The 23,467-nt window shown below is 67.8% G+C and carries 19 protein-coding genes; 5 read left to right on the top strand and 14 right to left on the bottom strand.

Annotated elements, in window-relative coordinates; all coding sequences use genetic code 11:
- Positions 1–29: 29 nt before the first annotated feature.
- The 4 genes from GGQ62_RS12090 to GGQ62_RS12075 form a co-directional block, all read right to left on the bottom strand.
- Positions 30–1,439 carry a M20/M25/M40 family metallo-hydrolase gene (locus GGQ62_RS12090; protein ID WP_167649611.1) on the bottom strand — a complete coding sequence of 470 codons (1,410 nt, stop codon included), beginning with the start codon at positions 1,437–1,439 and terminating at the stop codon, positions 30–32.
- Positions 1,436–2,863, bottom strand: coding sequence for a M20/M25/M40 family metallo-hydrolase (locus GGQ62_RS12085; protein WP_167649610.1), 1,428 nt, complete (start codon positions 2,861–2,863; stop codon positions 1,436–1,438). The genes GGQ62_RS12090 and GGQ62_RS12085 overlap by 4 nt, the downstream gene beginning before the upstream one ends.
- Positions 2,860–4,266 (bottom strand): M20/M25/M40 family metallo-hydrolase, encoded by a 1,407-nt coding sequence (locus tag GGQ62_RS12080; protein WP_152578557.1) that lies wholly within the window; start codon positions 4,264–4,266, stop codon positions 2,860–2,862. Before GGQ62_RS12080 ends, GGQ62_RS12085 begins: the two co-directional genes overlap by 4 nt.
- A gap of 154 nt (positions 4,267–4,420) precedes the next feature.
- Positions 4,421–4,948, bottom strand: a complete 528-nt coding sequence (locus tag GGQ62_RS12075; RefSeq protein WP_152578556.1) for a hypothetical protein — start codon at positions 4,946–4,948, stop codon at positions 4,421–4,423.
- Between the two features lie 236 nt (positions 4,949–5,184).
- On the opposite strand from GGQ62_RS12075, the gene GGQ62_RS12070 reads away from it, so the two are divergent.
- The 4 genes from GGQ62_RS12070 to infB are packed head-to-tail and all read left to right on the top strand — an operon-like array spanning position 5,185 to position 10,899.
- On the top strand, positions 5,185–5,778 hold the full coding sequence (locus GGQ62_RS12070) for an LSm family protein (protein ID WP_152578555.1): 594 nt from the start codon (positions 5,185–5,187) through the stop codon (positions 5,776–5,778).
- Positions 5,779–5,782: 4 nt separating this feature from the next.
- On the top strand, positions 5,783–7,345 hold the full coding sequence (gene nusA, locus GGQ62_RS12065; protein ID WP_152578554.1) for a transcription termination factor NusA: 1,563 nt from the start codon (positions 5,783–5,785) through the stop codon (positions 7,343–7,345).
- On the top strand, positions 7,332–8,090 hold the full coding sequence (locus GGQ62_RS12060) for a DUF448 domain-containing protein (RefSeq protein ID WP_152578553.1): 759 nt from the start codon (positions 7,332–7,334) through the stop codon (positions 8,088–8,090). The genes nusA and GGQ62_RS12060 overlap by 14 nt, the downstream gene beginning before the upstream one ends.
- Before the next feature lie 10 nt (positions 8,091–8,100).
- Positions 8,101–10,899: a translation initiation factor IF-2 gene (infB, locus tag GGQ62_RS12055; RefSeq protein ID WP_207791813.1), complete on the top strand. Its 2,799-nt coding sequence runs from the start codon at positions 8,101–8,103 to the stop codon at positions 10,897–10,899.
- A gap of 83 nt (positions 10,900–10,982) precedes the next feature.
- On the opposite strand, the gene GGQ62_RS12050 is transcribed toward infB, so the two are convergent.
- The 4 genes from GGQ62_RS12050 to GGQ62_RS12035 are packed head-to-tail and all read right to left on the bottom strand — an operon-like array spanning position 10,983 to position 15,907.
- Positions 10,983–12,242, bottom strand: a complete 1,260-nt coding sequence (locus tag GGQ62_RS12050; RefSeq protein WP_152577109.1) for an N-succinylarginine dihydrolase — start codon at positions 12,240–12,242, stop codon at positions 10,983–10,985.
- Positions 12,239–13,645 (bottom strand): succinylglutamate-semialdehyde dehydrogenase, encoded by a 1,407-nt coding sequence (gene astD, locus GGQ62_RS12045; RefSeq protein WP_152577110.1) that lies wholly within the window; start codon positions 13,643–13,645, stop codon positions 12,239–12,241. Before astD ends, GGQ62_RS12050 begins: the two co-directional genes overlap by 4 nt.
- A complete protein-coding gene (locus GGQ62_RS12040) occupies positions 13,632–14,669 on the bottom strand; it encodes an arginine N-succinyltransferase (RefSeq protein WP_167649608.1) in 1,038 nt (345 codons plus the stop codon). Before GGQ62_RS12040 ends, astD begins: the two co-directional genes overlap by 14 nt.
- Positions 14,666–15,907, bottom strand: a complete 1,242-nt coding sequence (locus GGQ62_RS12035; protein ID WP_152577690.1) for a hydrolase — start codon at positions 15,905–15,907, stop codon at positions 14,666–14,668. Before GGQ62_RS12035 ends, GGQ62_RS12040 begins: the two co-directional genes overlap by 4 nt.
- Before the next feature lie 212 nt (positions 15,908–16,119).
- Between GGQ62_RS12035 and GGQ62_RS12030 the strand changes: the two genes are divergently transcribed.
- Positions 16,120–17,679 carry an amino acid permease gene (locus GGQ62_RS12030; RefSeq protein ID WP_152577112.1) on the top strand — a complete coding sequence of 520 codons (1,560 nt, stop codon included), beginning with the start codon at positions 16,120–16,122 and terminating at the stop codon, positions 17,677–17,679.
- A 58-nt stretch (positions 17,680–17,737) separates the two neighbouring features.
- Here GGQ62_RS12030 and hmgA read toward each other — a convergent pair whose 3' ends face one another.
- The 6 genes from hmgA to GGQ62_RS12000 are packed head-to-tail and all read right to left on the bottom strand — an operon-like array spanning position 17,738 to position 23,419.
- Positions 17,738–18,991: a homogentisate 1,2-dioxygenase gene (gene hmgA, locus GGQ62_RS12025; protein ID WP_152577113.1), complete on the bottom strand. Its 1,254-nt coding sequence runs from the start codon at positions 18,989–18,991 to the stop codon at positions 17,738–17,740.
- Between the two features lie 34 nt (positions 18,992–19,025).
- The gene (gene hppD / locus GGQ62_RS12020; RefSeq protein ID WP_243446065.1) at positions 19,026–20,081 is read right to left on the bottom strand and encodes a 4-hydroxyphenylpyruvate dioxygenase; all 1,056 of its coding nucleotides are present in this window, start codon (positions 20,079–20,081) and stop codon (positions 19,026–19,028) included.
- A gap of 56 nt (positions 20,082–20,137) precedes the next feature.
- Complete coding sequence (locus tag GGQ62_RS12015; RefSeq protein ID WP_152577115.1) at positions 20,138–20,581, bottom strand: MarR family winged helix-turn-helix transcriptional regulator; 444 nt, start codon at positions 20,579–20,581, stop codon at positions 20,138–20,140.
- 9 nt (positions 20,582–20,590) lie between these two features.
- Positions 20,591–21,739 (bottom strand): DUF2827 family protein, encoded by a 1,149-nt coding sequence (locus GGQ62_RS12010; RefSeq protein WP_167649606.1) that lies wholly within the window; start codon positions 21,737–21,739, stop codon positions 20,591–20,593.
- Positions 21,736–22,320: a hypothetical protein gene (locus GGQ62_RS12005; RefSeq protein ID WP_167649605.1), complete on the bottom strand. Its 585-nt coding sequence runs from the start codon at positions 22,318–22,320 to the stop codon at positions 21,736–21,738. Before GGQ62_RS12005 ends, GGQ62_RS12010 begins: the two co-directional genes overlap by 4 nt.
- Positions 22,321–22,330: 10 nt before the next feature.
- Positions 22,331–23,419, bottom strand: a complete 1,089-nt coding sequence (locus tag GGQ62_RS12000; protein WP_167649604.1) for a DUF2827 family protein — start codon at positions 23,417–23,419, stop codon at positions 22,331–22,333.
- Positions 23,420–23,467: the final 48 nt, after the last annotated feature.

The following is a 23,467-nucleotide window of genomic DNA, read 5'->3' as shown; positions in this document are numbered from 1 at the left end:
GTTGCGCCACCCCTAATCGGCCGCCCGCGTCAATCGGCGAGGGTGTGGACGAGATCGTCGAGATAGTCGCGGCCCTGCATCAGCGACTTGATGCGGATGCGTTCGTTGAGGCCGTGCATGCCATTGCCATCGGGATCGATGAACAGCCCCGGCGCGCCATAGGTCGGGATGCCGATCGGCGACAGGAAGATCGCATCCGTTGCCCCGGTCGACATGGTCAGTCCGAAGGGGACGCCAGGGAAATGCTTTGCCGCCAGCGCCTTCATCGGCCCGAGCACCGCCTCGTTGAGCGGCGGCGACACCGCGACGGGGCGGATCGGCGGCGTCAGCGTGATCGCGACCTTGGGGTTGGCGATGGCGGCGGCGAGGTCGGCGCGGGTGGTTTCGGGGTTGGTGCCGGGGAACATCCGGCAGTTGACGTTGGCCGTGGCGCGCTGCGCCAGCGCATTGTTGGCATGGCCGGCATCGACCAGCGTCGTCACGCAGGTGGTGCGCAGCGTCGAATGAAAGCTCGGGTCCTGGCTGACGATGGCGTTGGCGGCGGCATCCTGCGGGTTGGCGAGCAGCGCGGTGATGGCGGTGCCGACCGGCGCCGGGCTGGCCTTGGTCATCAGGGTGAAGAAGGCGCGGGTGGTATCGTTGAACTGCACCGGGAATTCATGGGTGTTGACCGCGACGATGGCGCGCGACAGGTCGGTGATGGCGTTGTCGGGGCGCGGCACGGACGAATGGCCGCCGGGGTTGGTGGTCTGCAGCTGGAAATTCTGGACGGTCTTTTCGCCGACCTGGACGCCGATGCCCATCGGCCTGCCACTGGCATCGTAGCGGCCGCCGCCGCCTTCGTTGATGGCGAATTCGGCCGCGATCAGATCGGGACGGTTCTTGGCCAGCCAGTCGGCGCCGTTGAAGGCGTTGGTGGTTTCCTCCCCGCAGGTCAGCGCCAGCTTGAGCGTGCGCCGGGGCGCCTTGCCCGATTGCTTGTAGCGGATCAGCGTATCGGTCCAGATCGCTGCCTGCGACTTGTCGTCGAAGGTTCCTCGGCCGTAATAATAGCCGTCCTCCTCCACCATGACGAAGGGGTCGCGGGTCCAGTCGGCGCGCTTGGCCTCCACCACATCGAGGTGGCCGAGCAGCAGGATGGGTTTGGCCGCGGTATCGGTGCCCGGCAGTATGGCGACAAGGCCGCCGTCCTTGGGGTGTTCGGGCGTGCTGAACAGGGTGATGTCGGCATCCTTGAAGCCGGCCGCCTTCAGCCGCGTCGCGAGCTGCGCCGCCGCCTTGGTGCAGCTGCCTTCCGACAGGGTGGTGTTGGTTTCCACGAGCTGCTTGTACAGGTCGCGGAACGCCAGCTGGTCGGGGCGTAGCGCCTGGGCCTGCGCGGGGGCGGCGATGACGGGGGCAGCGATGACAGCGGCGAGCAGCAGGGTCTTCAAGGTCATTTGCCGTCCTTGCTGTTGGCATAGGCCTGGATGAGATCGAACAGATAATCACGCTCGGCGAGGACGCCGGCGACCGAGATGCGTTCGTTGAGGCCATGGACGCCATTGCCATCGGGCATGCCGAAGCGCCCGGCCATGCCATAGGTGGCGATGCCGGCGGCGTTGAGATAACGGCCATCGGTGGCGCCGGTGCTCATCGTCGGGATCAGCGGCACGCCGGGGAAGTGCTTTTTCGCCAGCAGGGCGGCGGGGCCATAAACCTGCGCCGACAGAGGCGGCGGCGGCGCGGCCTTTTCCGGGTTTTCGGATTCGTGCGGCGTCACGGTGATCGCCGGGTTGCCGAGGCGTTCGACGATCTGGCCGCGGACCTTTTCGACGCTGTCGCCGGGGAACATCCGGCAGTTGACGTTGGCGGTGGCGCGCTGCGGCAGCGCGTTGCGGGCATGGCCGGCATCGAGCATCGTCGCGACACAGGTGGTGCGCAGCGTCGAATGCCAGCCGGGATCGCGGCTGACGATGGCGTTGGCGGCTTCGTCCTGCGGGTTGGCGAGCAGCGCGCGGATCGCGGTGGCAGTCTCGCCGCCGCTGATCTTGGCCATTTCGGTGAAATAGGCGCGCGTGGTGTCGGACAATTGCACCGGGAAGTCCGACTTGCCGAGCGCCGCCAGGCCGTTGGCGAGGTCGTAGATGGCGTTGTCGGGACGCGGCCGGCTGCTGTGGCCGCCGGGGTTGCGGGTTTCGAGGATGAAATCCTGGTAGACTTTCTCGCCGGCCTGGAAGCCCAGGCTGACCGGTTTGCCCTGCGCGTCGGCCTTGCCGCTGCCGCCTTCGTTGAGGGCGAAATCGGCCTCGATCCAGTCGCGGTGGTTCTCGACGAGCCATTTGGCGCTGTTGAACGGCCCGCCTTCCTCGCCGCAGGTCAGCGCCAGTTTCAGCGTGCGGCGCAGCGGCTTGCCGGCTTTCAGCCGGATCATCGCATCGGTGAAGATCGCGCCGTGCGCCTTGTCGTCCGAAACGCCGCGGCCATAGAACCAGCCGCCTTCCTCGATGAAGGCGAAGGGGTCGCGTTCCCAGTCGGCACGCTTGGCCTCCACCACGTCGAGGTGCGACAGCAGCAGGATGGCGCCGGCCTTCGGGTCGCTGCCGGCGAGGGTGGCGACAAGGCCGCCGTCCTGCGGGCGCGCGTCGGGGCCGGTTTCAGGTCCCTTGAAGACGCGGATATCGGCATCGGCATAGCCGGCGGCCTTCAGCCGCGCCGCCATGCGTTCGGCGGCGCGGGTGCAGCTGCCCGTCGAGACGGTGGTGTTGGTTTCGACCAGCTCCTTGTAGAGCGAGCGGAAGCCGGCTTCGCCGGGATGGTCGGCGGCAGCAGCAGCGGGGGCAGACGTTGCTGCGAGCAGCGCCGCGATCAACAGTGACTTCATTTCACCCCCGCATAGGCTTTGACGAGATCGTGGAGATAGTCGCGCCCGGTCATCAGCCATTTGACCGAGATGCGTTCGTTGAGGCCATGGGCGTTGGTCGACCCGTCGCTGAACATGCCGGGGACGCCATAGGTGGGAACGCCGGCGGCGATGAGGAAACGCCCGTCGGTGGCACCGGTGGTCATGGCGGGGATGATCGGCACGCCGGGGAAGTGCGTCTTCGCCAGCGCCGCCGCCTTGTCATAGACTTCGCCGGCCAGCGGCGGCGGCGCGTTGACCGGGTTGACCGGCGGCACCGCGGTGACGGTCGCGGCCGCGTCGCCGACGGCGGCCTTCAGCTGCGTGCCGACATCGGCGGGCGTATCGCTGGGGAACATCCGGCAGTTGACGTTGGCAAAGGCGCGCTGCGGCAGTGCGTTGATGGCATGGCCGCCTTCGACCTGGGTGGCGACGCAGGTGGTGCGCAGCAGCGCGCGGTAGCGCGGGTCCTTCGAGACGATGGCGTTGGCGGCGGCGTCGGTCGGGTCGGCGACCAGCTTCAGCATCGCGGCGCCCATCGGCCCCGGCGTCATCTTGCCGACTTCGGTGAAGGTGGCGCGGGTGACATCGTTGAAGCGGATCGGGAATTCATAGGCGCCGATGCGATTCAGCGCGGTCGACAGCGCATAGATGGCATTGTCGGGGCGCGGCACCGACGAATGGCCGCCCGGGTTGGTCGCTTCGACGCGGAAATTCTGGGTGACCTTTTCGCCGGCCTGGAAGCTCAGGGCCAATGGCGTGCCGTCGGGCTTGAGCGCGCCGCCGCCGCCTTCGTTGAGCGCGAAGCTGGCCTTGATCCAGTCGGGGTGCTTGTCGATCAACCAGCGGACATTGTTGATGCGCGCGCCCGATTCCTCGCCGCACGACAGCAGCAGCTTGACGGTGCGCTGCGGCCGCGCGCCGGCCTGTTTGAGGCGGACGAGGCTGTCCACCCAGATCGCGGCCTGTGCCTTGTCGTCGGCGCTGCCGCGGGCATAGAAATAGCCGCCGTCCTCCACCAGCGTGAACGGGTCGCGGGTCCAGTCCTCGCGTTTGGCATCGACGACGTCGAGATGGGCGAGGAGCATGACCGCACCCTGCGCAGGGTCGCTGCCGGGCAGCGTGGCGATGAGGCCGCCATCGAGCGGCAGGCCTTCGGGGGAAAAGACGTTGAGGTCGGCATCGGCAAAGCCCGCCGCCTTCAGCCGTGCCGCCATGCGCCTGGCCGCAAGGGTGCAATCACCCGTGGCATGGCTGGTGTCGGTTTCGACGAGTTCCTTGTAGATCGCGCGAAACGCCGCTTCGCCGGGATGGTCGGCGGCGTGCGCCGCCACCGGCAGCACCAGGGCCGACGCCAATATGGCCGCCGTCAATCGAACGCGCATGCAATCATCCCCCCCGCAGTCACACCGCGCATGTGGCGGCAAATGACCGGGGGAGGCAAGGCCGGAATGCGGCCAGATGGACATATTGTCGGGCCGGGGCGCCGGCGGGATGACGCAGCGGCGCCGGCGGCGCCGGCGGTGGCCCGGCGCGATGTCAGACCTTGCAGCCCTTGGCGCGCGCGGTGCCCTTCAGATAGGCGCGGCGCACCGATCCGGCATAGATTGCGGCCTGGGCATATTTCTGCCGGGCTTCGGCGCCGGTCAGGCGGCGGATGACGCCGGAGAAGGGGATGATGCCGCCGGCGGCCGATTCGCCGAGGCTGAGCGCTACTTCGGCAGGCGTCTTGTCGTCCTTCTGGGTCTGCGGCGAATCGACATCGGGGCCGAGCACCGCCGTCATCCGGTTGATCGCGGTCTTGAACTGGGCGCAGCTGCGGATGCCCTTGAGCGAATAGGGCTCCTGCATGATCGCCTCGATCTCGGGCGCCACCTTGGCCTTGATGATGTTGAGGTCCTTCAGCGGCCTGGTGCCGATATTTTCCATCGTGTCGCCGACCTTGTCGAGATCGCTCTTTTCGTCGGTATTGGTCTGGGCGCCGGCCTTGACGGTGTTCTGCGCGCCGGCCGAAGTGGCGATCGCCAGCACGGCGGCGACGCCGATGAAACGCAATGTCGTCTTCATTCGCAAAACTTTCCTGGCTGCGGGCCGCTACGGCGTGCCGCAAACTAGCGTGCGGCGCCGCAACGCGCCAGCGGCGGCATTGCGCCACCTGCCTGGTGCCCCCTGCGCTGCGCCCCACTTGCTCCGCACGCCGACGCGGCCTATATGGCAGCCATCTCTACATGGGTAACCGCATGGAGGTCGGCCGGGGCAGCCCCGACCGCCGCCAGACGCATTTGTGAAACGGACCGGATTTCTTGCAGCAGCCTGCCGACCTTGCCACGACGCTCAACGCCATCATCGCTCCGGTGGTGGCCGAGCTCGGCTATGACCTGGTCCGCATCCAGCTGACCGGCAAGCCCGGCGACATGACGCTGCAGGTGATGGCGGAAGACCGCGACACCGGCCAGCTGACGCTGGGCCAGTGCGCCGAGATCAGCCGGGCGCTCGACCTGCCGCTGGAGGAAGCCGACCCCATCGACAGCGAATATGCGCTCGAAGTTTCGTCGCCCGGGATCGACCGGCCGCTGACGCGCACCGCCGACTGGGACCGCTGGGCCGGGCATGAAGTGCGGGTCAAGATCGACCCGCCGGTCGATGGCCGGGCGCGCGCGCATGGGGTGATCGGCGCACGAAATGATGATAGGGTGACGCTGACCATCAAGAGTGTCGGCGATATCGTGCTGCCACTGGCGGCGATCACCGCGGCCAAGCTGGTGCTGACGCCGGCGCTGTTGAAGGCGACGCGGCCACTGGACGCCAGCGACGCCGACGAGACGATCGAATTGCCCGACATCGACAGCGATGTCGAAGGCGATTCCGCCAACGACAATGATTCCACCGAGGACTGAGACCATGGCCACTGCCGTCACCGCCAACCGGGCCGAACTGATCGCCATCGCCGATGCCGTGGCGCGCGAGAAGTCGATCGACCGGACCATCGTCATCGAGGCGATGGAAGACGCCATCCAGCGCGCCGCCCGCGCGCGCTATGGTGCCGAGAACGACATTCGCGCCAAGATCGACCCCAAGGGCGGTGAAACCCGGCTGTGGCGCGTCCTCGAAGTCGTCGAGGAGCCCGAGGATTTCTTCAAGCAGGTGTCGCTGAAGGACGCGGTGAAGAAGGACAAGTCGGCCAAGCTCGGCGATTTCATCGTCGATCCGCTGCCGCCGGTCGAATTCGGCCGCATCGCCGCGCAGGCCGCCAAGCAGGTCATCGTCCAGAAGGTCCGCGATGCCGAGCGCGACCGCCAGTTTGACGAGTTCAAGGACCGCGCCGGCGAGATCATCACCGGCCTCGTCAAGCGCGCCGAGTTCGGCCATGTTGTTGTCGATCTGGGCAAGGCCGAGGGCGTCATCCGCCGCGACCAGCAGATCCCGCGCGAAGTGCTCAAGCCCGGTGACCGGGTGCGCGCACTGATCGCCAGCGTCCGCCGCGAGCCGCGCGGGCCGCAGATTTTCCTGTCGCGCTCCGCCGGCGACTTCATGAAAAAGCTGTTTGCGCAGGAAGTGCCGGAAATCTATGACGGCATCATCGAGATCAAGGCCGTTGCCCGCGACCCCGGCAGCCGCGCCAAGATCGGCGTCATCAGCCGCGATTCGAGCATCGACCCGGTCGGCGCCTGCGTCGGCATGAAGGGCAGCCGCGTCCAGGCGGTGGTGCAGGAACTGCAGGGCGAAAAGATCGACATCATCCCCTGGTCGCCCGATGTCGCAACGTTCGTCGTCAACGCGCTGCAGCCCGCCGAAGTCGCCAAGGTGGTGATGGACGAGGAAGACAATCGCATCGATGTGGTGGTGCCCGACGACCAGCTTTCGCTGGCCATCGGCCGCCGCGGCCAGAATGTCCGGCTCGCCTCGCAGCTGACCGGCCGCCAGATCGACATCATGACCGAGGCGGACGAATCGGAGCGCCGCCAGAAGGAATTCACCGAGAAGTCGGCGATGTTCGAAAGCGAGCTCGATGTCGACGAGACGCTGGCGCAGTTGCTGGTCGCCGAAGGCTTTTCGGAGCTGGAGGAGGTCGCCTATGTCGACCTGTCCGAAATCGCCGGCATCGAAGGCTTTGACGAGGACCTGGGCGGCGAATTGCAGAAGCGCGCCATCGAGGCACTGGAACGCCGCGAGGCCGCTGCCCGCGAGGAACGCGTTGCACTGGGCGTCGAGGACGATGTCGCCGCGATCGAGGGGCTGACCGAAGCCATGCTGGTGGCGCTCGGCAAGAAGGGCATCAAGACGCTCGACGACCTGGGCGACCTTGCCACCGACGAACTGGTGTCGAAGGGCAGCGGCGTGCTGAAGGACTTCGGCCTGTCCGACGACGACGGCAACCGCATCATCATGGCGGCGCGCGCGCATTGGTTCGTTGACGAAGAAGCCCCTGCCGCGGAGGACGCACCCGCGGATGGAACACGATGAACATCTGACGTCCGACATCACAGTCGCGGATGCCGCGCCCGACACGGGCGCCGATGGCACCGCTCTGCCCGAGCGCCGCTGCATCCTGACGGGCGCCCACGGGGCCCGTGCGGCGCTGATCCGGCTTGCCGTCGGCCCCGACAGCCAGGTGGCGGCCGATCTCGGTGCCAAGCTGCCGGGGCGCGGCGCCTGGATCGTCGCCGATCGCGCGTTGCTCGAAGCGGCGCTGGCGAAGGGCAAGCTGAAAGGCGCGCTGGCGCGGGCGTTCAAATCGAACAGCCTGAAACTGCCCGACACCCTGCCCGACCAGATCGCCGCCGGGCTGGAACGCCGCGCGCTCGACCGGCTGGGGTTGGAAAACAAGTCCGGCAACCTCATCTGGGGACATGAGCGCGTCGGCGAGGCGATTTTGAAGGGCAAGGTGCGGCTGCTGCTGCACGCGGCGGACGCCAAGCCCGACGGCATGAGCAAGCTGGAAGCGCGGCGGCGCGGCGCCTCTCCCGACACGGTTTCGATCGTGCTGCCGGTGGGGCGCGAGCAATTGTCGATGGCCCTTGGCCGCGAAAATGTAGTACATGCGGCGATCGGTGACAGTGCCAGCGCGGCGCGGGTGATCGAGACGCTGGAACGCTGGGCGGCCTTCAACGGTTCGCCGATGGTCTCCGGCGGCGGGACCGACAGAAACGACGACGAGAGTGACGCGGTTAACTCGGCAGTTGCCGATGTTGCCGGTGAAAGGCATTAGGCGCGACAGAATGAGCGACGACAACAAACCCAAACTCGGCATGCGTGCCCCCCTCGGCCTCAACAAGGCGGTCGAAGTCGGCAAGGTCAAGCAGAGCTTCAGCCATGGCCGCACCAAGCAGGTCGTCGTGGAAGTGAAGCGTGCGCGCGTGCTGCACCGCCCGGGCGATCCGGCACCGGTCGAAACGCCGCCGGCCCCGCCGGTTGCGGCGCCTGTTGCCGCGCCGGCACCGACCCCTGCACCGGCTCCTGCGCCAACCCCCGCGCCGGTTGCCAAGGCGCCCGAGCCCGCACCGGTCGCTGCTGCGCCGGCCCCGACGCCTGCGCCCACGCCGGCCCCGGCTGCTGCCGCGCCGGCCCCTGTCGCTGCGACCCCGGCCGAGCCGGCCCGCGTCGTGCCGCCGCCGGTGATGTTCCGCCCGGTGGAGCGCGCCCCGGCGCCGAAGCCGCCGGAGCCCAAGGTCGAAGCCCCGGCGCCCGCGCCGGCGGCGGTTGCAACGCCCACGCCGGCCCCTGCCCCTTCCCCCGCGCGTCCGGCGCCGGCCGCGGCGCGCCCGGGCGCTGCCCGTCCCGCCCAGCGCGCGCCCGAGCCGCGCCGCCCGGTGCAGGCCGATCTGATGACACGGCAGGAGCGCCAGGCGCTGCTGCTGCGCCAGGCCGAGGAAGACCGGCTGCGCGCCGCCGAGGAAGCGCGCATCCGCGAGGAAGCCGCCAAGGCCGAAGCCGCCGAGGCCGAGCGCCAGCGCCTGGAAGAAAAGCGCCTGGCGCAGGAAGAACTCGCCACCCGGCCCGATCCGGTTGCGACCGAAACACCGATGACGCTCGTCGAACTCGACGAGGAGGAAGAGCGGCTGCGGGTTCGGGCACTGCCCGGCCGCAAGCCCGACCTTGCCGCCAAGCCGGCGCGGCTGCGGCTGGGCGACGACCGTCGCCAGTCGGGCAAGCTGACCGTCACCCGCGCGCTCGATTCGGATGACAGCACCCGCACGCGGAGCCTCGCGGCGCTGCGCCGGGCGCGCGAGAAGGAGCGTGGCCGCCTCGGCTCGCAGGCCAAGCAGGTCCGCGACGTGACGGTGCCCGACCGCATCACCGTGTCCGAACTCGCCAACCGCATGGCCGAGCGCACGTCGAACGTTGTCCGCCTGCTCGCCCGCATGGGCGTGCCATCGGCCGCCGTCGACGAGATCGACCAGGACACGGCCGAGCTGGTGCTGACCGAATTCGGCCACAACATCGTCCGCGTGTCGGAATCCGATGTCGAAATCGGCATGGTCGGCGCAGCGGATGTCGACGATCATCTGGTCGAGCGCCCGCCGGTTGTCACCATCATGGGCCATGTCGACCATGGCAAGACGTCGCTGCTCGATGCCTTGCGCGGCACCAATGTCGTGCGCGGCGAAGCGGGTGGCATTACCCAGCATATCGGCGCCTATCAGATCACCACCAAGTCGAAGAACAAGATCACCTTCCTCGACACGCCGGGCCATGAAGCCTTCACGGCGATGCGGTCGCGCGGTGCGTCGATCACCGACATCGTCGTGCTGGTCGTGGCGTGGGATGACGGCATCATGCCGCAGACCATCGAGGCGATCCAGCACACCAAGGCCGCCGGCGTGCCGATGATCGTCGCCATCAACAAGATGGACAAGGCCGGCGCCAATGCCGAAAAGATCCGCCAGGCGCTGCTGCAATATGACGTGCAGGTCGAATCGATGGGCGGCGAAGTCCAGGATGTCGAAGTGTCGGCGACGGCCAAGACCGGCCTCGACGAGCTGATCGAGAAGATCCTGCTGCAGGCCGAAATCCTGGAGCTGAAGGCCAATCCTGACCGCTCCGCCGAGGGCACCGTCATCGAAGCCCGGCTCGACAAGGGCAAGGGCGCGTTGGCGACCGTGCTGGTGCGGCGCGGCACGCTCAAGACCGGCGACATCTTCGTGATGGGGTCGGAATGGGGCAAGGTGCGTGCGCTGGTCGACGACCAGGGCAAGACGGTGAAGACGGCGCTGCCGTCGACACCCGTCGAAGTCCTCGGCCTGACCGGCGTGCCGCTGGCCGGCGATCCGGTGACCGTGGTTGAAAACGAGGCACGTGCCCGCGAAGTCGCCGAATATCGTGCCGGCGTCATCAACGCCAAGCGCATCGAGCAGGAGCCGGCGAACCTCGAAACGATGTTCTCCGTCCTGCGTGCTGCGAAGGCGCAGACTTACCCGCTGGTCATCAAGGCGGACACCCAGGGGTCGGCGGAAGCCATTGCCGGGGCGGTCAACAAGATTTCGACCGATCTCATCAAGGCCAAGGTGCTGTTGTCGTCGGTCGGCGGCATCACCGAATCCGATGTGACGCTGGCCAAGGCCAGCGGTGCACCGATCATCGGCTTCAACGTCCGTGCCAATGCCAAGGCGCGCGAAATCGCCCAGCGCGACGGCGTGGCGCTGAAATATTACGACGTCATCTACGATTTGATCGACGAAGTGAAAGCGGCGATGGCCGGGCAGCTGGGCCCCGAACTGCTCGAAAATGTCGTCGGGCGGGCGCTGGTTCTCGATGTCTTCCAGGCCGGCAAGACCGGCAAGGCGGCAGGTATCCGCGTCACCGAAGGCTTCATCAAGAAGGCGCTGCGGGCGCGTGTCATGCGCGACGATGTCATCATCTACAATGGCTCGATCGCGACGCTGCGGCGCTTCAAGGAGGATGTCGCCGAGGTCAAGTCGGGCTTCGAATGCGGTATCACCCTCGCCGATTCGTCGGACGTGCGCGCCGGTGACGTGATCGAGACGTTCGAAGTCGAAAGCCGCGAACGGACGCTTTAGCAGGGTTGTTCGTCACTCCCGCGAAGGCGGGGGTCCATTTCCGGGAATTGGAGATGGGCCCCCGCCTTCGCGGGGGTGAAGGTTCAGTTTTGCAGTTCGATCAGGGCCGCCCGCGCCGCCCAGGCCTGTGCCCACAGGTCGGGATTGCCGAGATCATCGGGCCCGATCGCTTCGGGCCAATGCGCCGTTATGACTGCCTCCAGCCGATCGGCGCGGGCGTCGTCGAGCAGGAAGCGCGGATCGACCGTCGCCGGGTCGGCGACGACGCGCAGCCGCAGGCAGGCGGGACCGCCGCCGTTGCGCATCGATTCGCGCACGTGAACATAGTGGACGGCGCGGATCGGCGTGTCGCCGGTGACGAGACGGTCGAGCCAGGCCTTGACCGGGGTGCAGTCGTGCGCCTCCTGCGGCAGGATCAGCGCCATGCTGCCGTCCGGAACGGTCACCAGCTGTGAATTGAACAGATAGGAGCGGATGGCCTCGGCCAGGCTGACGGCGCTGGCCGGCACGGTGATGATCGTCGCGCCGGGCAGCCGGGCGCGGATATCGGCATGAAGGCGGTCGGGGTCGGCGAAGGCCTGTTCATGGGCGAACAGCACATGTTCATTGGCGACGGCGACGACATCATTGTGGAAAGCGCCGGCATCGATGGCGGCGGGCGATTGCGCGGCGAAGATGGTGCGCTCGGGCGCCAGGCCGTGGCGGCGCGCAACGGCCTCGCTGGCGCGGCGGTTCTGGCGGGCGGGGAATGTGCCGCCCTCCTCGCCATAGACGAAGATCTCGACGCCAGTCACGGCGTGCGCGGGGGCGAGGCGCATGTGGTTGGCGGCACCTTCGTCGCCGAAGGTCGCGGGGACGGCGGCATGGACGGCGAAGGCCGGGTGGGCGAAGGCCCGGCGCAGCTGCGCCTCCGTGGCGGCGGCCTCCAGGCTGCGGTGGGTCATCCGCGACAGGTTGGCGGTGGTGATGTGGGTGCGGCCATCGGCGGTGTCGGCGGCGGGCGAGACGGTGCCGGCATTGGCAGTCCACATCGCCGACGCCGAACAGGCCTGGGCGAACAGCCGCGGATCGGCGCGATGGGCAGCGGCGCAGACCTGCGCATCGCTGCCGGCAAAGCCGAGTTGGCGCAGCCAGCCGGCATCGGGGCGATCGAGCGGGAGCAGGAACCCCTGGGTCAAGCCGAGCGACATGGCGAAGCGCATCTTGGCGAGGCCCTGCAGCGCGGCGTCGCGCGGGCGCGAGACGGCACCGGCATTCGATGCGCTGGCGAGGTTGCCGAAACTGAGCGCGGCGTAATTGTGGGTGGGGCCGATGAGGCCGTCGAAGTTGATTTCGACGATCATGCGCCGAGGCCGGTGGTGATCGTCGCGTCGGGCGAGTCGGCTTCCAGGCTGGCGACCGGCCAGGCGGCATAGTCGGCGGCATAATAGGCGCTGGGGCGGTGGTTGCCCGACAGGCCGATGCCGCCGAAGGGGGCGTTGGAAGCAGCGCCATTGGTCGGGCGGTTCCAGTTGACGACGCCGGCGCGCGACGCCGTCCACAAACGGTCGTACAGCGCCGCGTCGCCGCCGATGAGGCCCGCCGACAGGCCGAAGCGCGTCGCATTGGCAGCGGCGATGGCGGCGTCCCAGTCCGCGACGCGGGTGAGCTGCAGGACGGGGCCGAACAGCTCCGCATCGGGCAGGCCGGAAACGCCGGTGACGTCGTAGAGCGCCGGCAGCAGGAAGGGCAGGCCGGGGTCGCGGCGGGTCAGCGGGCGCAGGGTACGGGCGCCGCGCGCGACCAGCGTGTCGGCGCCGGCGACGAGGCCGTCGGCGGCGCGATTGGCGATGACCGGGCCCATGAACGGCTGCGGATCGTCGAACGGCGCACCGACGATGATGCGGTCGAGCAGCGCGGTGACGCGGTCGAGCAGCGGGGCGTGCGCGCCATCACGCACGATCAGCCGGCGGGCGCAGGTGCAGCGTTGCCCGGCGCTGAGATAGGCCGACTGGACGATGAGCGCGGCGGCAGCATCGAGCGCAGCGTCGGCGAGATCCCAGATGATCAGCGGATTGTTGCCGCCCATTTCCAGCGCCAGGATGCGCCCCGGCGTGTCGGCGAACTGGCGCGCCAGCGCGGCACCGACATGCGCCGAGCCGGTGAACAACAGGCCGTCGATATCGGCCGCGGCCAGGTCGCGCCCGGTGTCGCCGCCGCCCTGGACGATATTGAGCACGCCGGCGGGCAGGCCGGCCGCCGCCCAGCAATCGGCCATGAAATCGGCGACCGCGGGCGTCAGTTCCGATGGCTTGAAAACGACCGTGTTGCCGGCCAGCAGCGCCGGGACGATATGGCCGTTGGGCAAATGCGCCGGGAAATTATATGGGCCCAGCACGGCGAGGACGCCGTGCGGCTTGTGGCGCAGCACCTGCCGCACGCCGCCGACCTCGCCGCTGCGCATGCCGGCGCGTTCGGCCTGGGCGGTGATGGAAATATCGACCTTGGCGGCGACCGAGGCGACCTCGGTGCGGGTTTCCCACAGCGGCTTGCCGGTTTCGCTGGCGATCAGCCGGGCAAAGGCGTCGGCGCGGGCGGTGACGATGGCCTGGAAGGCGCGGGCGACGGCGACGCGGTCCGCAAGGCGGCTGGTCGCCCAGCCGGGAAGCGCCTGGCGGGCGGCGGCGACGGCTGCGGCGACATCGCCGGCGGCGCCCTGCCACAGCACGGCGCCGGTGCAGGGATCGGTCGATTCAAATCGCGACATGGCGGACCGCGTCTCCGATGCCGAGGCCAAGGCTGAGGGCTTCGCGCGCCGGCAATGCGACATTGCCTTCGCCTTCGATGGCGCGGTGGCCGATCCAGGCGCGGAATTCGCCCAGCCGGCCGGCGGCGAGCAGCGCCGGGGTGAAGGCATTGCCCTGCGGCGTCGGGCCGGTGGTGCACAGGCGCGTGACACCGGCGCTGCGCGACTCGCGCACCGTGCGCAGCTGGTCGGTGCGCGCCGTCACCGTCGGGCCGCCGTCGAAAATGTCGACATAATTGTCGTAATGAAATCCTTCGGCCTGCAGCATGGCGAGCGCACCGCGGCCGCTGGCATGCGGCTGGCCGATCACCGCGCGCGCCGCATCGGGCAGCAACGCCGTATAGACCGGGTGCTTGGGCATCAGATCGGCGATGAACTGGCTGCCATGGACGGCGTTGAAGGCATCGGCTTCGGGAAAGCTCATGCCGAAGAACTTGGCGCCCAGCGCGTCCCAGAACGGCGAATGGCCGTCGTCATCGAGCACGCCGCGCAGCTCCGCCAGCATGGTGTCGGCGAAGCGCGCCCGATGCTGCGCGACGAACAGGTAGCGCGACCGTGCCAGCAGCTTGCCGAGCCCGCCGGTGCGCAGGTCCGGGTGGAGGAACAGGCCGCCGACTTCGCTGGCGCCATCGTGATCGGTGACGAGGTTGAGGAACGGCAGCGCGAAGGTGCGGCCGAGATGCGCCGAGGTCTGGCTGAGCACGCCGATCTTGTAGCTGTAGAAGGGCCAGCGGGCACCGATCCGGCTGAACACCATGCCGCAGCCGCCGATGCGGCCGGTCAGTGTCTGTTCGAGAAGGAGGATATACAGCTCGTCATCGGGCGCGTCTTCGGCGCGCGCGAAACTGGCGTCGGACAGTGCCAGCCGCGCCGCCAGCGCGTCCGCATCCGCCGGCAGGTTGGTGAAGCCGCCGCCGGTCAGCCGCGCCAGATCGAGCAGCGCCGGCAGGTCGGCGCCGGTGGCGGGGCGGACGCGCCAGCTCATCGCACCCACCCCGACCGGGCGACGCGCATCAGCACCAGCGCCGCCAGCTGGGCGCGTTCGACCAGCGAGTCGGCGCAGAGGAATTCGTCGGCCGAATGGATGGCGCCGCCGCGCGGGCCGAGCGTGTCGACGACCGCGAGGCCGGTGGCGGCGAGGTTGTTGCCGTCGCAGACGCCGCCGGTATCGCGCCAGCCGATGCTGAGCCCGATGGCGGCGCCGCAGTCGCGCACCAGGTCGAACAGCCGCTGCTGGTTGGCATCGAGCGGTTTCGGCGGCCGGGCGGAATGGCCGTGGACGTGGATGGCGACGTCATGCGCGGCGGCGACCGCGGCGGCCAGTGTGTCGACGGAGGCGCGGGCGCGCGCGGCGGCATCGGGCGTGGAAGCGCGCATGTTCCAGCGCAGCACGGCCTTGTCGGGGACGATGTTGTTGGGGCCGCCGCCATCGATGCGCGCCGGGTTGACGGTCAGGTCATCGGCGGTCAGCGCCTTCAGCCGCAGCGCCAGGTCGGCGGCGGCGAGGATAGCGTTGCGGCCGTTTTCAGGCTCGCGCCCGGCATGGGCGGCGCGGCCGGCGACGATGGCGGAAAAATTGCCCGACCCCTTGCGGGCGCCGGCGAGCGTGCCATCGGGCAGCGCCGGTTCGAAGGTCAGCCCGAGATGGCAGCGGCGCGCGGCGGCGACGAGCAGCGGCGTCGAGCCCGGCGACGACACTTCCTCGTCGCTGTTGAGGACGATTTCCCAACCGAGACCGGCGGCGACGTCCGATGCCTCGAACGCCGCCAGCGCGGCGAGCATGACGGCGATGCCGCCCTTCATGTCGGCGACGCCGGGGCCGCCCAGGGTATCGGTATCGCGCCAGCGGCACGCCTGGAACGGGTGATCGGCGCCGAACACCGTGTCCATATGCCCGGTCAGCAACACCCGCACCGGCGCATCGGGGCGTTTGACGACATGGAGGTTGCGGCCATGGGCGATGGCCAGGGTGTCGCCCGCGGCATCGACGGCATCCGCCGGCGCCGGATCGACCAGCCGCGCCGTGCCGCCAAGGGGTGCGACCGCGGCGAGCAGCGCCGTCGCCATCGCCTCGAGCCCGGCCAGATTGCGGCTGCCGCTGTTGATCGCCGCCCAAGCTTCGATCTGCGCGAGCATCGGGCCGCGCGCGCCGGCCAGCGTGCCGAGCGCGGCGCGTTCCGCCGCGGAAAGCGGCTGGGGGTGCAAGGCGACGGCGGACGACATCCGGCCAGCATAGCCCAGCATGCGCGCTGCGGCCACCGATTTTCTGTGATCGAAGAAACATCAACGTCACAATGTGATAACAGAAACGTCATTTCCCGACGCTGCAATGCGTCATCGTGCTTGACCATCGGCACAAGTCCTGCACCTATGCCCGCCATCGATAGGCAGCCGCTGGCCCGGGGCTGGCGCGCGCCAATTGGAGGGGAAAATTCTTGGCGAACTGGCGTATCAAATCGCTCGATTCTATTCTGGCGACGGCGGAAAAAAAGGCTCTCACACGTTCTCTTGGTGCGTTTCAGCTGACGATGCTGGGCATCGGCGGCATCATCGGGACCGGCATTTTCGTGCTGACCGCCGAGGCGGCGCAGGTCGCCGGCCCGGCCATGCTGATCAGCTTCGTGCTCGCGGCCGTCGTCTGCGGCCTTGCCGCGCTCTGCTATGCCGAACTTGCCTCGATGGTCCCGGTTTCGGGATCGGCCTATACCTATAGCTATGCGACCTTCGGCGAGATCCTCGCCTGGGTCGTCGGCTGGGCACTGGTGCTGGAATATGCGGTCGCCGCGAGCGCGGTCGCGGTCGGCTGGTCGGGCTATGCCGTCGGCGTGCTGCAGAATTTTGCCGGGATCGAGCTGCCCCAGGCGCTGGTCAACGGGCCATATGCAGGCGGCCTCATCAACCTTCCGGCGGTGCTGATCGCCGTGGCGGTGACGGCGTTGCTGGTCGTCGGCACCAAGGAAAGCGCCACGGTCAATGCGGTGCTGGTGGTCGTCAAGGTGCTCGCGCTGACGGCGTTCGTCGTGCTTGCGGTGCCGGCGGCGCAGTCCGACAATTTCGTGCCATTCATGCCGCTGGGCGCCGGCAGCGCCGTCGCGGCGGCGTCGATCATCTTCTTCGCCTTTGTCGGCTTCGACGCGGTGTCGACGGCGGCGGAGGAAACCAAGGACCCGCAGCGCAACATCCCGATCGGCCTGATCGCCAGCCTGGTGATCTGCACCGCCTTCTATCTGCTGGTCGGCGTCGGTGTCATCGGCAGCTATGGCGCGCAGCCGATGATCGATGCCGTGACCGGCACTGCCCCCTTCCCCGGATCGCCCGAAATGGCGGCGCTGTGCGCGGCGGCGGAAGGCGCCAAGCCGGTTGTCTGTTCGAACGAGGCACTGGCGCATGTGCTGCGCGAAATCGGCTATCCGGGCATCGGCAACGTCCTCGGGCTTGCCGCCGGTTTTGCCCTGCCTTCGGTCGTGCTGATGATGATGTTCGCCCAGACCCGGGTGTTCTTCGTCATGTCGCGCGACGGCCTGCTGCCCAAGGGCCTTTCGAAGATCCACCCGAAGTTCAAGACGCCGCATATCGTCACCATGGTCACCGGTGCTGCCGTGACCGTCGCTGCGGCGTTCTTCCCGGTCGGCCAGCTGGCGTCGGTTTCCAACGGCGGGACGCTGTGCGCCTTCTTCTTCGTCGCGCTCGCCATCATGGCGCTGCGCCGGTCGAACCCGGATCGCAAGCGCAGCTTCCGCACCCCCGCGGTATGGCTGGTCGCGCCGCTGGCGGCCGCCGGCTGCCTGCTGCTGTTCGGCTTCCTGTCATGGGTGGCGCAGGCGGTGTTCTTCGGCTGGGCGGCGATCGGGCTGGTGTTCTATTTCCTCTATGGCCGCAGCCGTTCGAACGTCGCGATGGGGCTGGACGAGGTCAACGAGCTCGATCCCAACATCCCGCCGCAGGGCGTGCCGCCGCTGCCGGGCATCCACACGCCGGGCGGCAAGGACGCCTGAGGACTGAAGGGCCTTTGGAACGGGTGCAGGGGCCAGCCCCTGCCCGCCGGAGGCCCTTTCAGACCACCGCTTTCGGAAACCCGCTCCACGCTGCGTCATAATCGGGCTGTGCCAGGGCCATGGCGCCATCGGTGACACGATAGGGCCAGCAGCTTTCGAGCATGAAGGCCATGGTGCCGTCGATCTTGTGCGGTGCCAGCACGGCGTCGGTGGCGGCGCGCCAGCTGGCCGCATCGGGGCCATGGGCGTTCATCATGTTGTGGAGCGACAGGCCGCCGGGGGCGAAGCCACCGGCCTTGGCATCATAGGCGCCGGTGATCAGCCCCATGGCTTCCGACATGATGTTGCGGTGGAACCAGGGCGGGCGGAACGTGTCCTCCGCGACCATCCAGCGCGGCGGGAAGATGACGAAATCGGCATTGGCGCGGCCGGGCATGTCGCTGGGGCTGGTCAGCACGGTGAAGATCGACGGATCGGGATGATCGTGGCTGACAGTGCCGATGGTGTTGAAGCGGCGCAGGTCGTATTTCACCGGCGCCAGATTGCCGTGCCAGGCGACGACATCGAAGGGCGAATGCGCCAGCGTCGTCGTCCACAGCCGGCCGCCGAATTTCTGGACGAGCTCGAAGGGTTCGTCACGATCTTCGAACCAGGCAGCGGGGCTTGCGAAATCGCGCGGGTTGGCGAGGCCGTTCGACCCGATGGGGCCGAGATCGGGGAGGCGGAACGGCGCGCCGTGGTTTTCGGCGAGATAGCCGCTGGCGCTGCCATCGGGCAGTATGACGCGAAAGCGCAGCCCGCGCGGAATCAGCGCGATTTCGAGCGGTTCGACCGCCATTTGGCCCATTTCGGTGTCGATCCGGAGCCGGCCCTGCCGGGGGATGACCAGGATTTCGCCGTCGGCGCTGAAATACGCCTGGTTGCCCATGTCCCGGGTGGCGGCATAGGTCGCCAGGCTGACGCCGGTCAGCGCCGCCGGGTCGCCGTTGGACAGCATCGGCACGATCGAGGCGAGGAAGGTCGTCGGCGTTTCGGGCAGCGGGCGCGGATCCCAGCGCAGGCGGTTGGGACCGGGCGGACGCGCGCTGTGGCCGACGGGTTCGGGAAGCGGGGTAAAGGCGCCGTGCAGCGCCGACGGGCGCAGGCGGTAGAGCCAGGCGCGGCGGTTTTCGGCGCGCGCCATGGTGAAGGCGGTGCCGGACAGCTGCTCGGCATAAAGGCCGAATGGCGGCCGCTGCGGCGAATTGCGGCCGATCGGCAGCGCGCCGGGGACGGCTTCGGTGCTGAAATGGTTGCCGAATCCGGTCAGCATGAGGCGGCGCTCGCCCGTGCTGGCAGGCCCGCGCTCATGCCCTGGCCGGGATCACGCCGCGGCGGAGCTGATCGAGTTCGAGCGATTCGAACAGGGCCTTGAAATTGCCCTCGCCGAAGCCGTCGTTGCCCTTGCGCTGGATGATTTCGAAAAAGATCGGGCCGACCATGTTCTCGGTGAAGATCTGCAGCAGGATGCCGCCTCCGGTTTCGGGTGCGCCGTCGATGAGGATGCGGCGCTTGCGCATTTCGGCGACGTCATGGCCATGGCCGGGAAGGCGCTGGTCGATCAGGTCGAAATAGGTTTCGATCGTGTCCTGGAAGCGCACGCCGCGGGCGCGCAGGGCGTCGACGGTGGCGAAGATGTCGTCGGTGGCGAGCGCGATATGCTGGATGCCTTCGCCCTTGTAGGCGCGCAGGAATTCCTCGATCTGGCTGTGTTCGTCCTGGCTTTCGTTGAGCGGGATGCGGATCTTGTCATCCGGCGCCGTCATCGCCTTGGAGAACAGGCCGGTCGACTGGCCTTCGATGTCGAAATAGCGGATTTCGCGGAAGTTGAAGATGCGCTCGTAGAATTCGGCCCAATGCGCCATCCGCCCGCGATTGACGTTGTGGGTGAGGTGATCGAGCGTGTGGAGGCCGACGCTGTTGTCATCCGGCGTCGCGCCGGGGACGGGGCGAAAATCGATGTCGTAGATTTCATGTTCCCCGGCCTTGTCGACAAGGTAGAGGTTCGACCCGCCGATGCCTTCGATGGCGGGAATGTTGAGTTCCATCGGCCCGACCGGGCCATGGACCGGCGTCGCGCCGCGCTTGACGGCTTCGGCAAACGCGGCGCTGGCGTCTTCGACACGGAAGGCCATGGCGTTGGCCGACGGCCCGTGGCTGTTGCGGAATTCGGCGGCCTGGCCCTGTGTTTCCATGTTGAGGAGGAAATTGATCGCGCCCTGCGCATAGCGGCGGACATTCTTCGACCGGTGGGTGCCGACATGGGTGAAACCCATGGCGACGAACAGCGCGGCGAGTGCGTCCGGATCGGGGCTGGTGAACTCCACGAATTCGAAGCCATCAAGGCCAAGATCATTCGGCATCGGCGCGGTCGCCATGGTCAATCACTCCCCGGAAAGAGCCGATAACGTAACAGATGTTACGGTCCGTCGCAAGCCGACCGCAGCTTGGCGAGGGCGGCGCGCAAGACCGCCGCCTCGTCGGCGGACAGCGCCGCGAGCAGCCGCGCTTCCACCTCGAGCGCCTGGGGGGCGACGATGGCGTGGATCCGCCGGCCCTCCGCCGTCGGGCTGAGGCGCAGCGTCCGCCGGTCGGCCGTGTCCCTGGCGCGGTCGAGCAGGCGCCGACTGGTCAGCCCGGCGACGGCGCGGCTGATCGTCATCTTGTCCATGCCCGTCGCGGCCAGCAGTTCGGCCTGGGCCGGGTTGCCGGCGGCGGTGACGGCGGCGAGCACCCGCCATTCGGCCGCCGTCAGCCCGAAGCGCGCTTCATACCCGGTGCCGGTGGCGACGGCGCGCGACACGGCATTGGAGGCGACCGAAAGCTGGTAGGGCAGGAAGTCGGCAAGGTGAAAGCGCGGCATGGCCCGGCGTCAGAGCCTGACGATGGGGGCGGTCAGCAACCGTTCGTGCAGGGCGATATTGTCGGGGTTGGTCGGCGACAGGCGCGCGATCAGTTCCCGGCACCTGGCCTGGTAGGCGGGAAGTTCCTTGTCGTGGCGGTCGAAGGCTTCCAGCAGCACCTTGCCGCCGATATCGGGGGCGAAGTCCGGGTAGTAATAGCCATAGTCCTTCAGGAATTCGGAATTGTGGATGAGCGGATAGCCGCCGTGAAGGACATCGTAATAGACATAGTTGAGGCCGTTTTCCCAATGGTGGGTGACGACCGCGTCGCAATGATGGGCGAGGAAATCGGCGCTGACGAAGCGCGGCTCGACCGTCATGATCCCGGCCTTGACCGACTGCAATGACGACGCGAAGCTGTTGAAATGGCTGTTGTCGATATGCGGCAGCGCGTTCGACACATAGATGGCCTGAAAGGCATCGCGCCGCTCGCGCCACGCCGCTTCGGCGACCAGCATGCCGACATGGCTGGTCTTCATCACGGTGATATTGGGGTCCATCATGCCGACCCGCCATTTGTCGCGGCCGGGGCGATAGCCGAACAGCCCTTCCTTCACCACCGGCCGTGTTTCGAGGAAGGTCGGCGCCCAGATCTGCGGCACTTCCGACACCGGAACGCGATACAGCGTCTGGATCCACGGCCGATAGGTGTGGAGATGCTGCGGCGTCATCCACACCGCATCGAACAGGCCGATGTCGAAATAGCGTTCGGCATCGGGGCGCCGCGGATTGGCGATCATCGCTTCCATCGAGATGACGGCGCCATTGCCGCCGCGATAGGAGATCAGCTTGGTGCCATTTTCGCGCAGGATCGTCATTGTCGGCGCGTCGATCGCCGCGCCGATGGCGATGACATAATCGAGCGTGTCGATCATCGTCGGGGTGCGAACGATGTCGGTGAGCGGCAGGTCAAGGCCTTCGAGCATCTCGGTCGGCTCGCCATCGCCATGGTTGAGCAGCACGACGCGCGCGCAATTGGGCGCCGCCTTGAATATTTCGTAGAGGAAAATGACATTCTGGCGCAGGCCGTTTTCCCACAGCCCGAGCTTGCCATCGGCGCCGACGAAGATGGTGATGCCGATCGTATAGCCGCGCGTGCGGCGGATGCGCGGCTTCACCCGATCAATTCCTTTTTCACCGACACGCAGCCGCCGGCCCCGGCGGGCATCATGTAGAGTTGCAGGCCCGGATTGGCCTCGCTGACCCGCACATTGCGCAGGAACGGGCGTTCGTTCTTGAAGTCGGCGAAGATCCGCGTCTTCACCGCGGCACAGGGTTCGGGCCAGTAGATGACCTGCTGGTACAGCCCGGAGCAGGAGCCCGCCGGGGCGACGATGAGCGTCGTCAACCGGGTTTGCGGCTTGTCGCCATTGGCGCCTTCGGATGTCACCACCGTGGGCCAGCGGTTGGCATCGGGGCCGAGCGGCTGGACGACGAACTGGACATCGCCGCGATCGAACAGGAACGCCGCCGCCTGCGAGACGATGGGCGCGCAGGTGTTGAGATTGATCTGCTTCAGGGCAGCGTTGAGGCGCGCCAGCGGCCCGGGCGGGGTGCGAAACGCGCCGCCGACGCCGCCGGATTGCGCCAAAGCCCCGCCGCTCGCGGCCAGCATCGTGCCGCTCACCGCCAGCGCCACCGCTGCGGTACCGCCGACGAGGCGCCGCCAGAACCAGCGCTTGAGCGGACCTCCCATCATCACCGGCCGGTCATCCCATCACCTTTTCGATCAGTTCGCTGTGGCGCGCCTGGACCGCCGGATTGTCGACCCGGTAGCGCCACAGATAATCGACGGCGTCACTGCGCGCCTGTTTGGCGCGGCCGGCGTGGCGCGACAGGGCATCAACGACGACGCGGCCGCCGTCCTGGCTGTCGAAGGGCGCGTAGAAATAGCCGGCGCCTTCGATCTCGGTCGAATTGTGGATGAACGGATGGCCCGAATAGAGCACGTCCCAGTAGAGATAGTTGAGGTTGTTTTCCCACTGGTGCTCGATCACCGCATCGACATGGGTGCCCAGCACGCTGCTGGTCATGTGGCGGCCCTCGGCAAACACCCGGCCGGCCTTGGCGAGCGTGGTGGCGCCGACAAAATCATCGAAATGCGGATAGCCGATGAGATGCTGCGTGTTGAACAGCAGCACGCGATCGATGAGATGGGGTGCGGCGCGATAGGCTTCCTCGCACGCCAGCAAGGGGACGTGGAAGGTCTTCACCACATTGATATTGGGTTCGAACGTCGCGACGCGATAGCCTTTCGACCGGTCCTGGTCCTGCCAGAAATAGCGCACCTTGGCGGCGCGCACCGCGGCTTCGAGGCAGACGGGTTCCCAGATGTGCGGCACCAGTTCGGTTGCCGGCGTGCGGGTGATAACGCACCAGGCGCGGTTCATGTGCCAGTGTTGCGGCGTGATCCACACCGCATCATAGCCGGAGGCGGAGATGGTTTCGCCATGCGCCACCTTTGAAGCGACGCATTCGAAGTTCATCACAAGGGCATTGCCGGCCATGTAGGAGACGACCCGGCCGCCGCGATCGCGAAAGGCGCGCATGCAATTGTCCTCGGCACGCGAGCCGAGTTCGATGATGATGTCGAGTTCGGCGCCGGCGACCTGCTGGGTCACCGAGACGATGCCGCACCATTCGGCAAGCGGGTGCGGCGTGGAGTTGTCGCTGCAATCGACGAGGACGACCTGGGCGACCTCGGGCAGACGCTGCAACAGCATGACGAGATAGATGATGTTCTGGTTGAGCCCCGAGGACCAGATGATCTGGTCGACCGCCTCGGTTCCGCGCGACACCGTGATGCCAATCTTCAGCCTGGGCACTGAGGGTCCTCACCAATGAGC

It is taken from the genome of Polymorphobacter fuscus, assembly GCF_011927825.1.
GTDB classification, from domain to species: domain Bacteria; phylum Pseudomonadota; class Alphaproteobacteria; order Sphingomonadales; family Sphingomonadaceae; genus Sandarakinorhabdus; species Sandarakinorhabdus fusca.
The sequence above is the reverse complement of the archived record's forward strand: the minus strand, read 5'-3'. Positions and strand labels throughout refer to the sequence as shown.

Excerpts from the sequence above, each read along its gene's own strand:
- GGQ62_RS12090 (WP_167649611.1), bottom strand. The coding sequence starts at position 1,439 with ATGACCTTGAAGACCCTGCTGCTCGCCGCTGTCATCGCTGCCCCCGTC.
- GGQ62_RS12085 (WP_167649610.1), bottom strand. The coding sequence starts at position 2,863 with ATGAAGTCACTGTTGATCGCGGCGCTGCTCGCAGCAACGTCTGCCCCC.
- GGQ62_RS12080 (WP_152578557.1), bottom strand. The coding sequence starts at position 4,266 with ATGCGCGTTCGATTGACGGCGGCCATATTGGCGTCGGCCCTGGTGCTG.
- GGQ62_RS12075 (WP_152578556.1), bottom strand. The coding sequence starts at position 4,948 with ATGAAGACGACATTGCGTTTCATCGGCGTCGCCGCCGTGCTGGCGATC.
- nusA (WP_152578554.1), top strand. The coding sequence starts at position 5,783 with ATGGCCACTGCCGTCACCGCCAACCGGGCCGAACTGATCGCCATCGCC.
- GGQ62_RS12060 (WP_152578553.1), top strand. The coding sequence starts at position 7,332 with ATGGAACACGATGAACATCTGACGTCCGACATCACAGTCGCGGATGCC.
- infB (WP_207791813.1), top strand. The coding sequence starts at position 8,101 with ATGAGCGACGACAACAAACCCAAACTCGGCATGCGTGCCCCCCTCGGC.
- GGQ62_RS12050 (WP_152577109.1), bottom strand. The coding sequence starts at position 12,242 with ATGATCGTCGAAATCAACTTCGACGGCCTCATCGGCCCCACCCACAAT.
- astD (WP_152577110.1), bottom strand. The coding sequence starts at position 13,645 with ATGTCGCGATTTGAATCGACCGATCCCTGCACCGGCGCCGTGCTGTGG.
- GGQ62_RS12040 (WP_167649608.1), bottom strand. The coding sequence starts at position 14,669 with ATGAGCTGGCGCGTCCGCCCCGCCACCGGCGCCGACCTGCCGGCGCTG.
- GGQ62_RS12035 (WP_152577690.1), bottom strand. The coding sequence starts at position 15,907 with ATGTCGTCCGCCGTCGCCTTGCACCCCCAGCCGCTTTCCGCGGCGGAA.
- hmgA (WP_152577113.1), bottom strand. The coding sequence starts at position 18,991 with ATGCTGACCGGATTCGGCAACCATTTCAGCACCGAAGCCGTCCCCGGC.
- hppD (WP_243446065.1), bottom strand. The coding sequence starts at position 20,081 with ATGCCGAATGATCTTGGCCTTGATGGCTTCGAATTCGTGGAGTTCACC.
- GGQ62_RS12015 (WP_152577115.1), bottom strand. The coding sequence starts at position 20,581 with ATGCCGCGCTTTCACCTTGCCGACTTCCTGCCCTACCAGCTTTCGGTC.
- GGQ62_RS12005 (WP_167649605.1), bottom strand. The coding sequence starts at position 22,320 with ATGATGGGAGGTCCGCTCAAGCGCTGGTTCTGGCGGCGCCTCGTCGGC.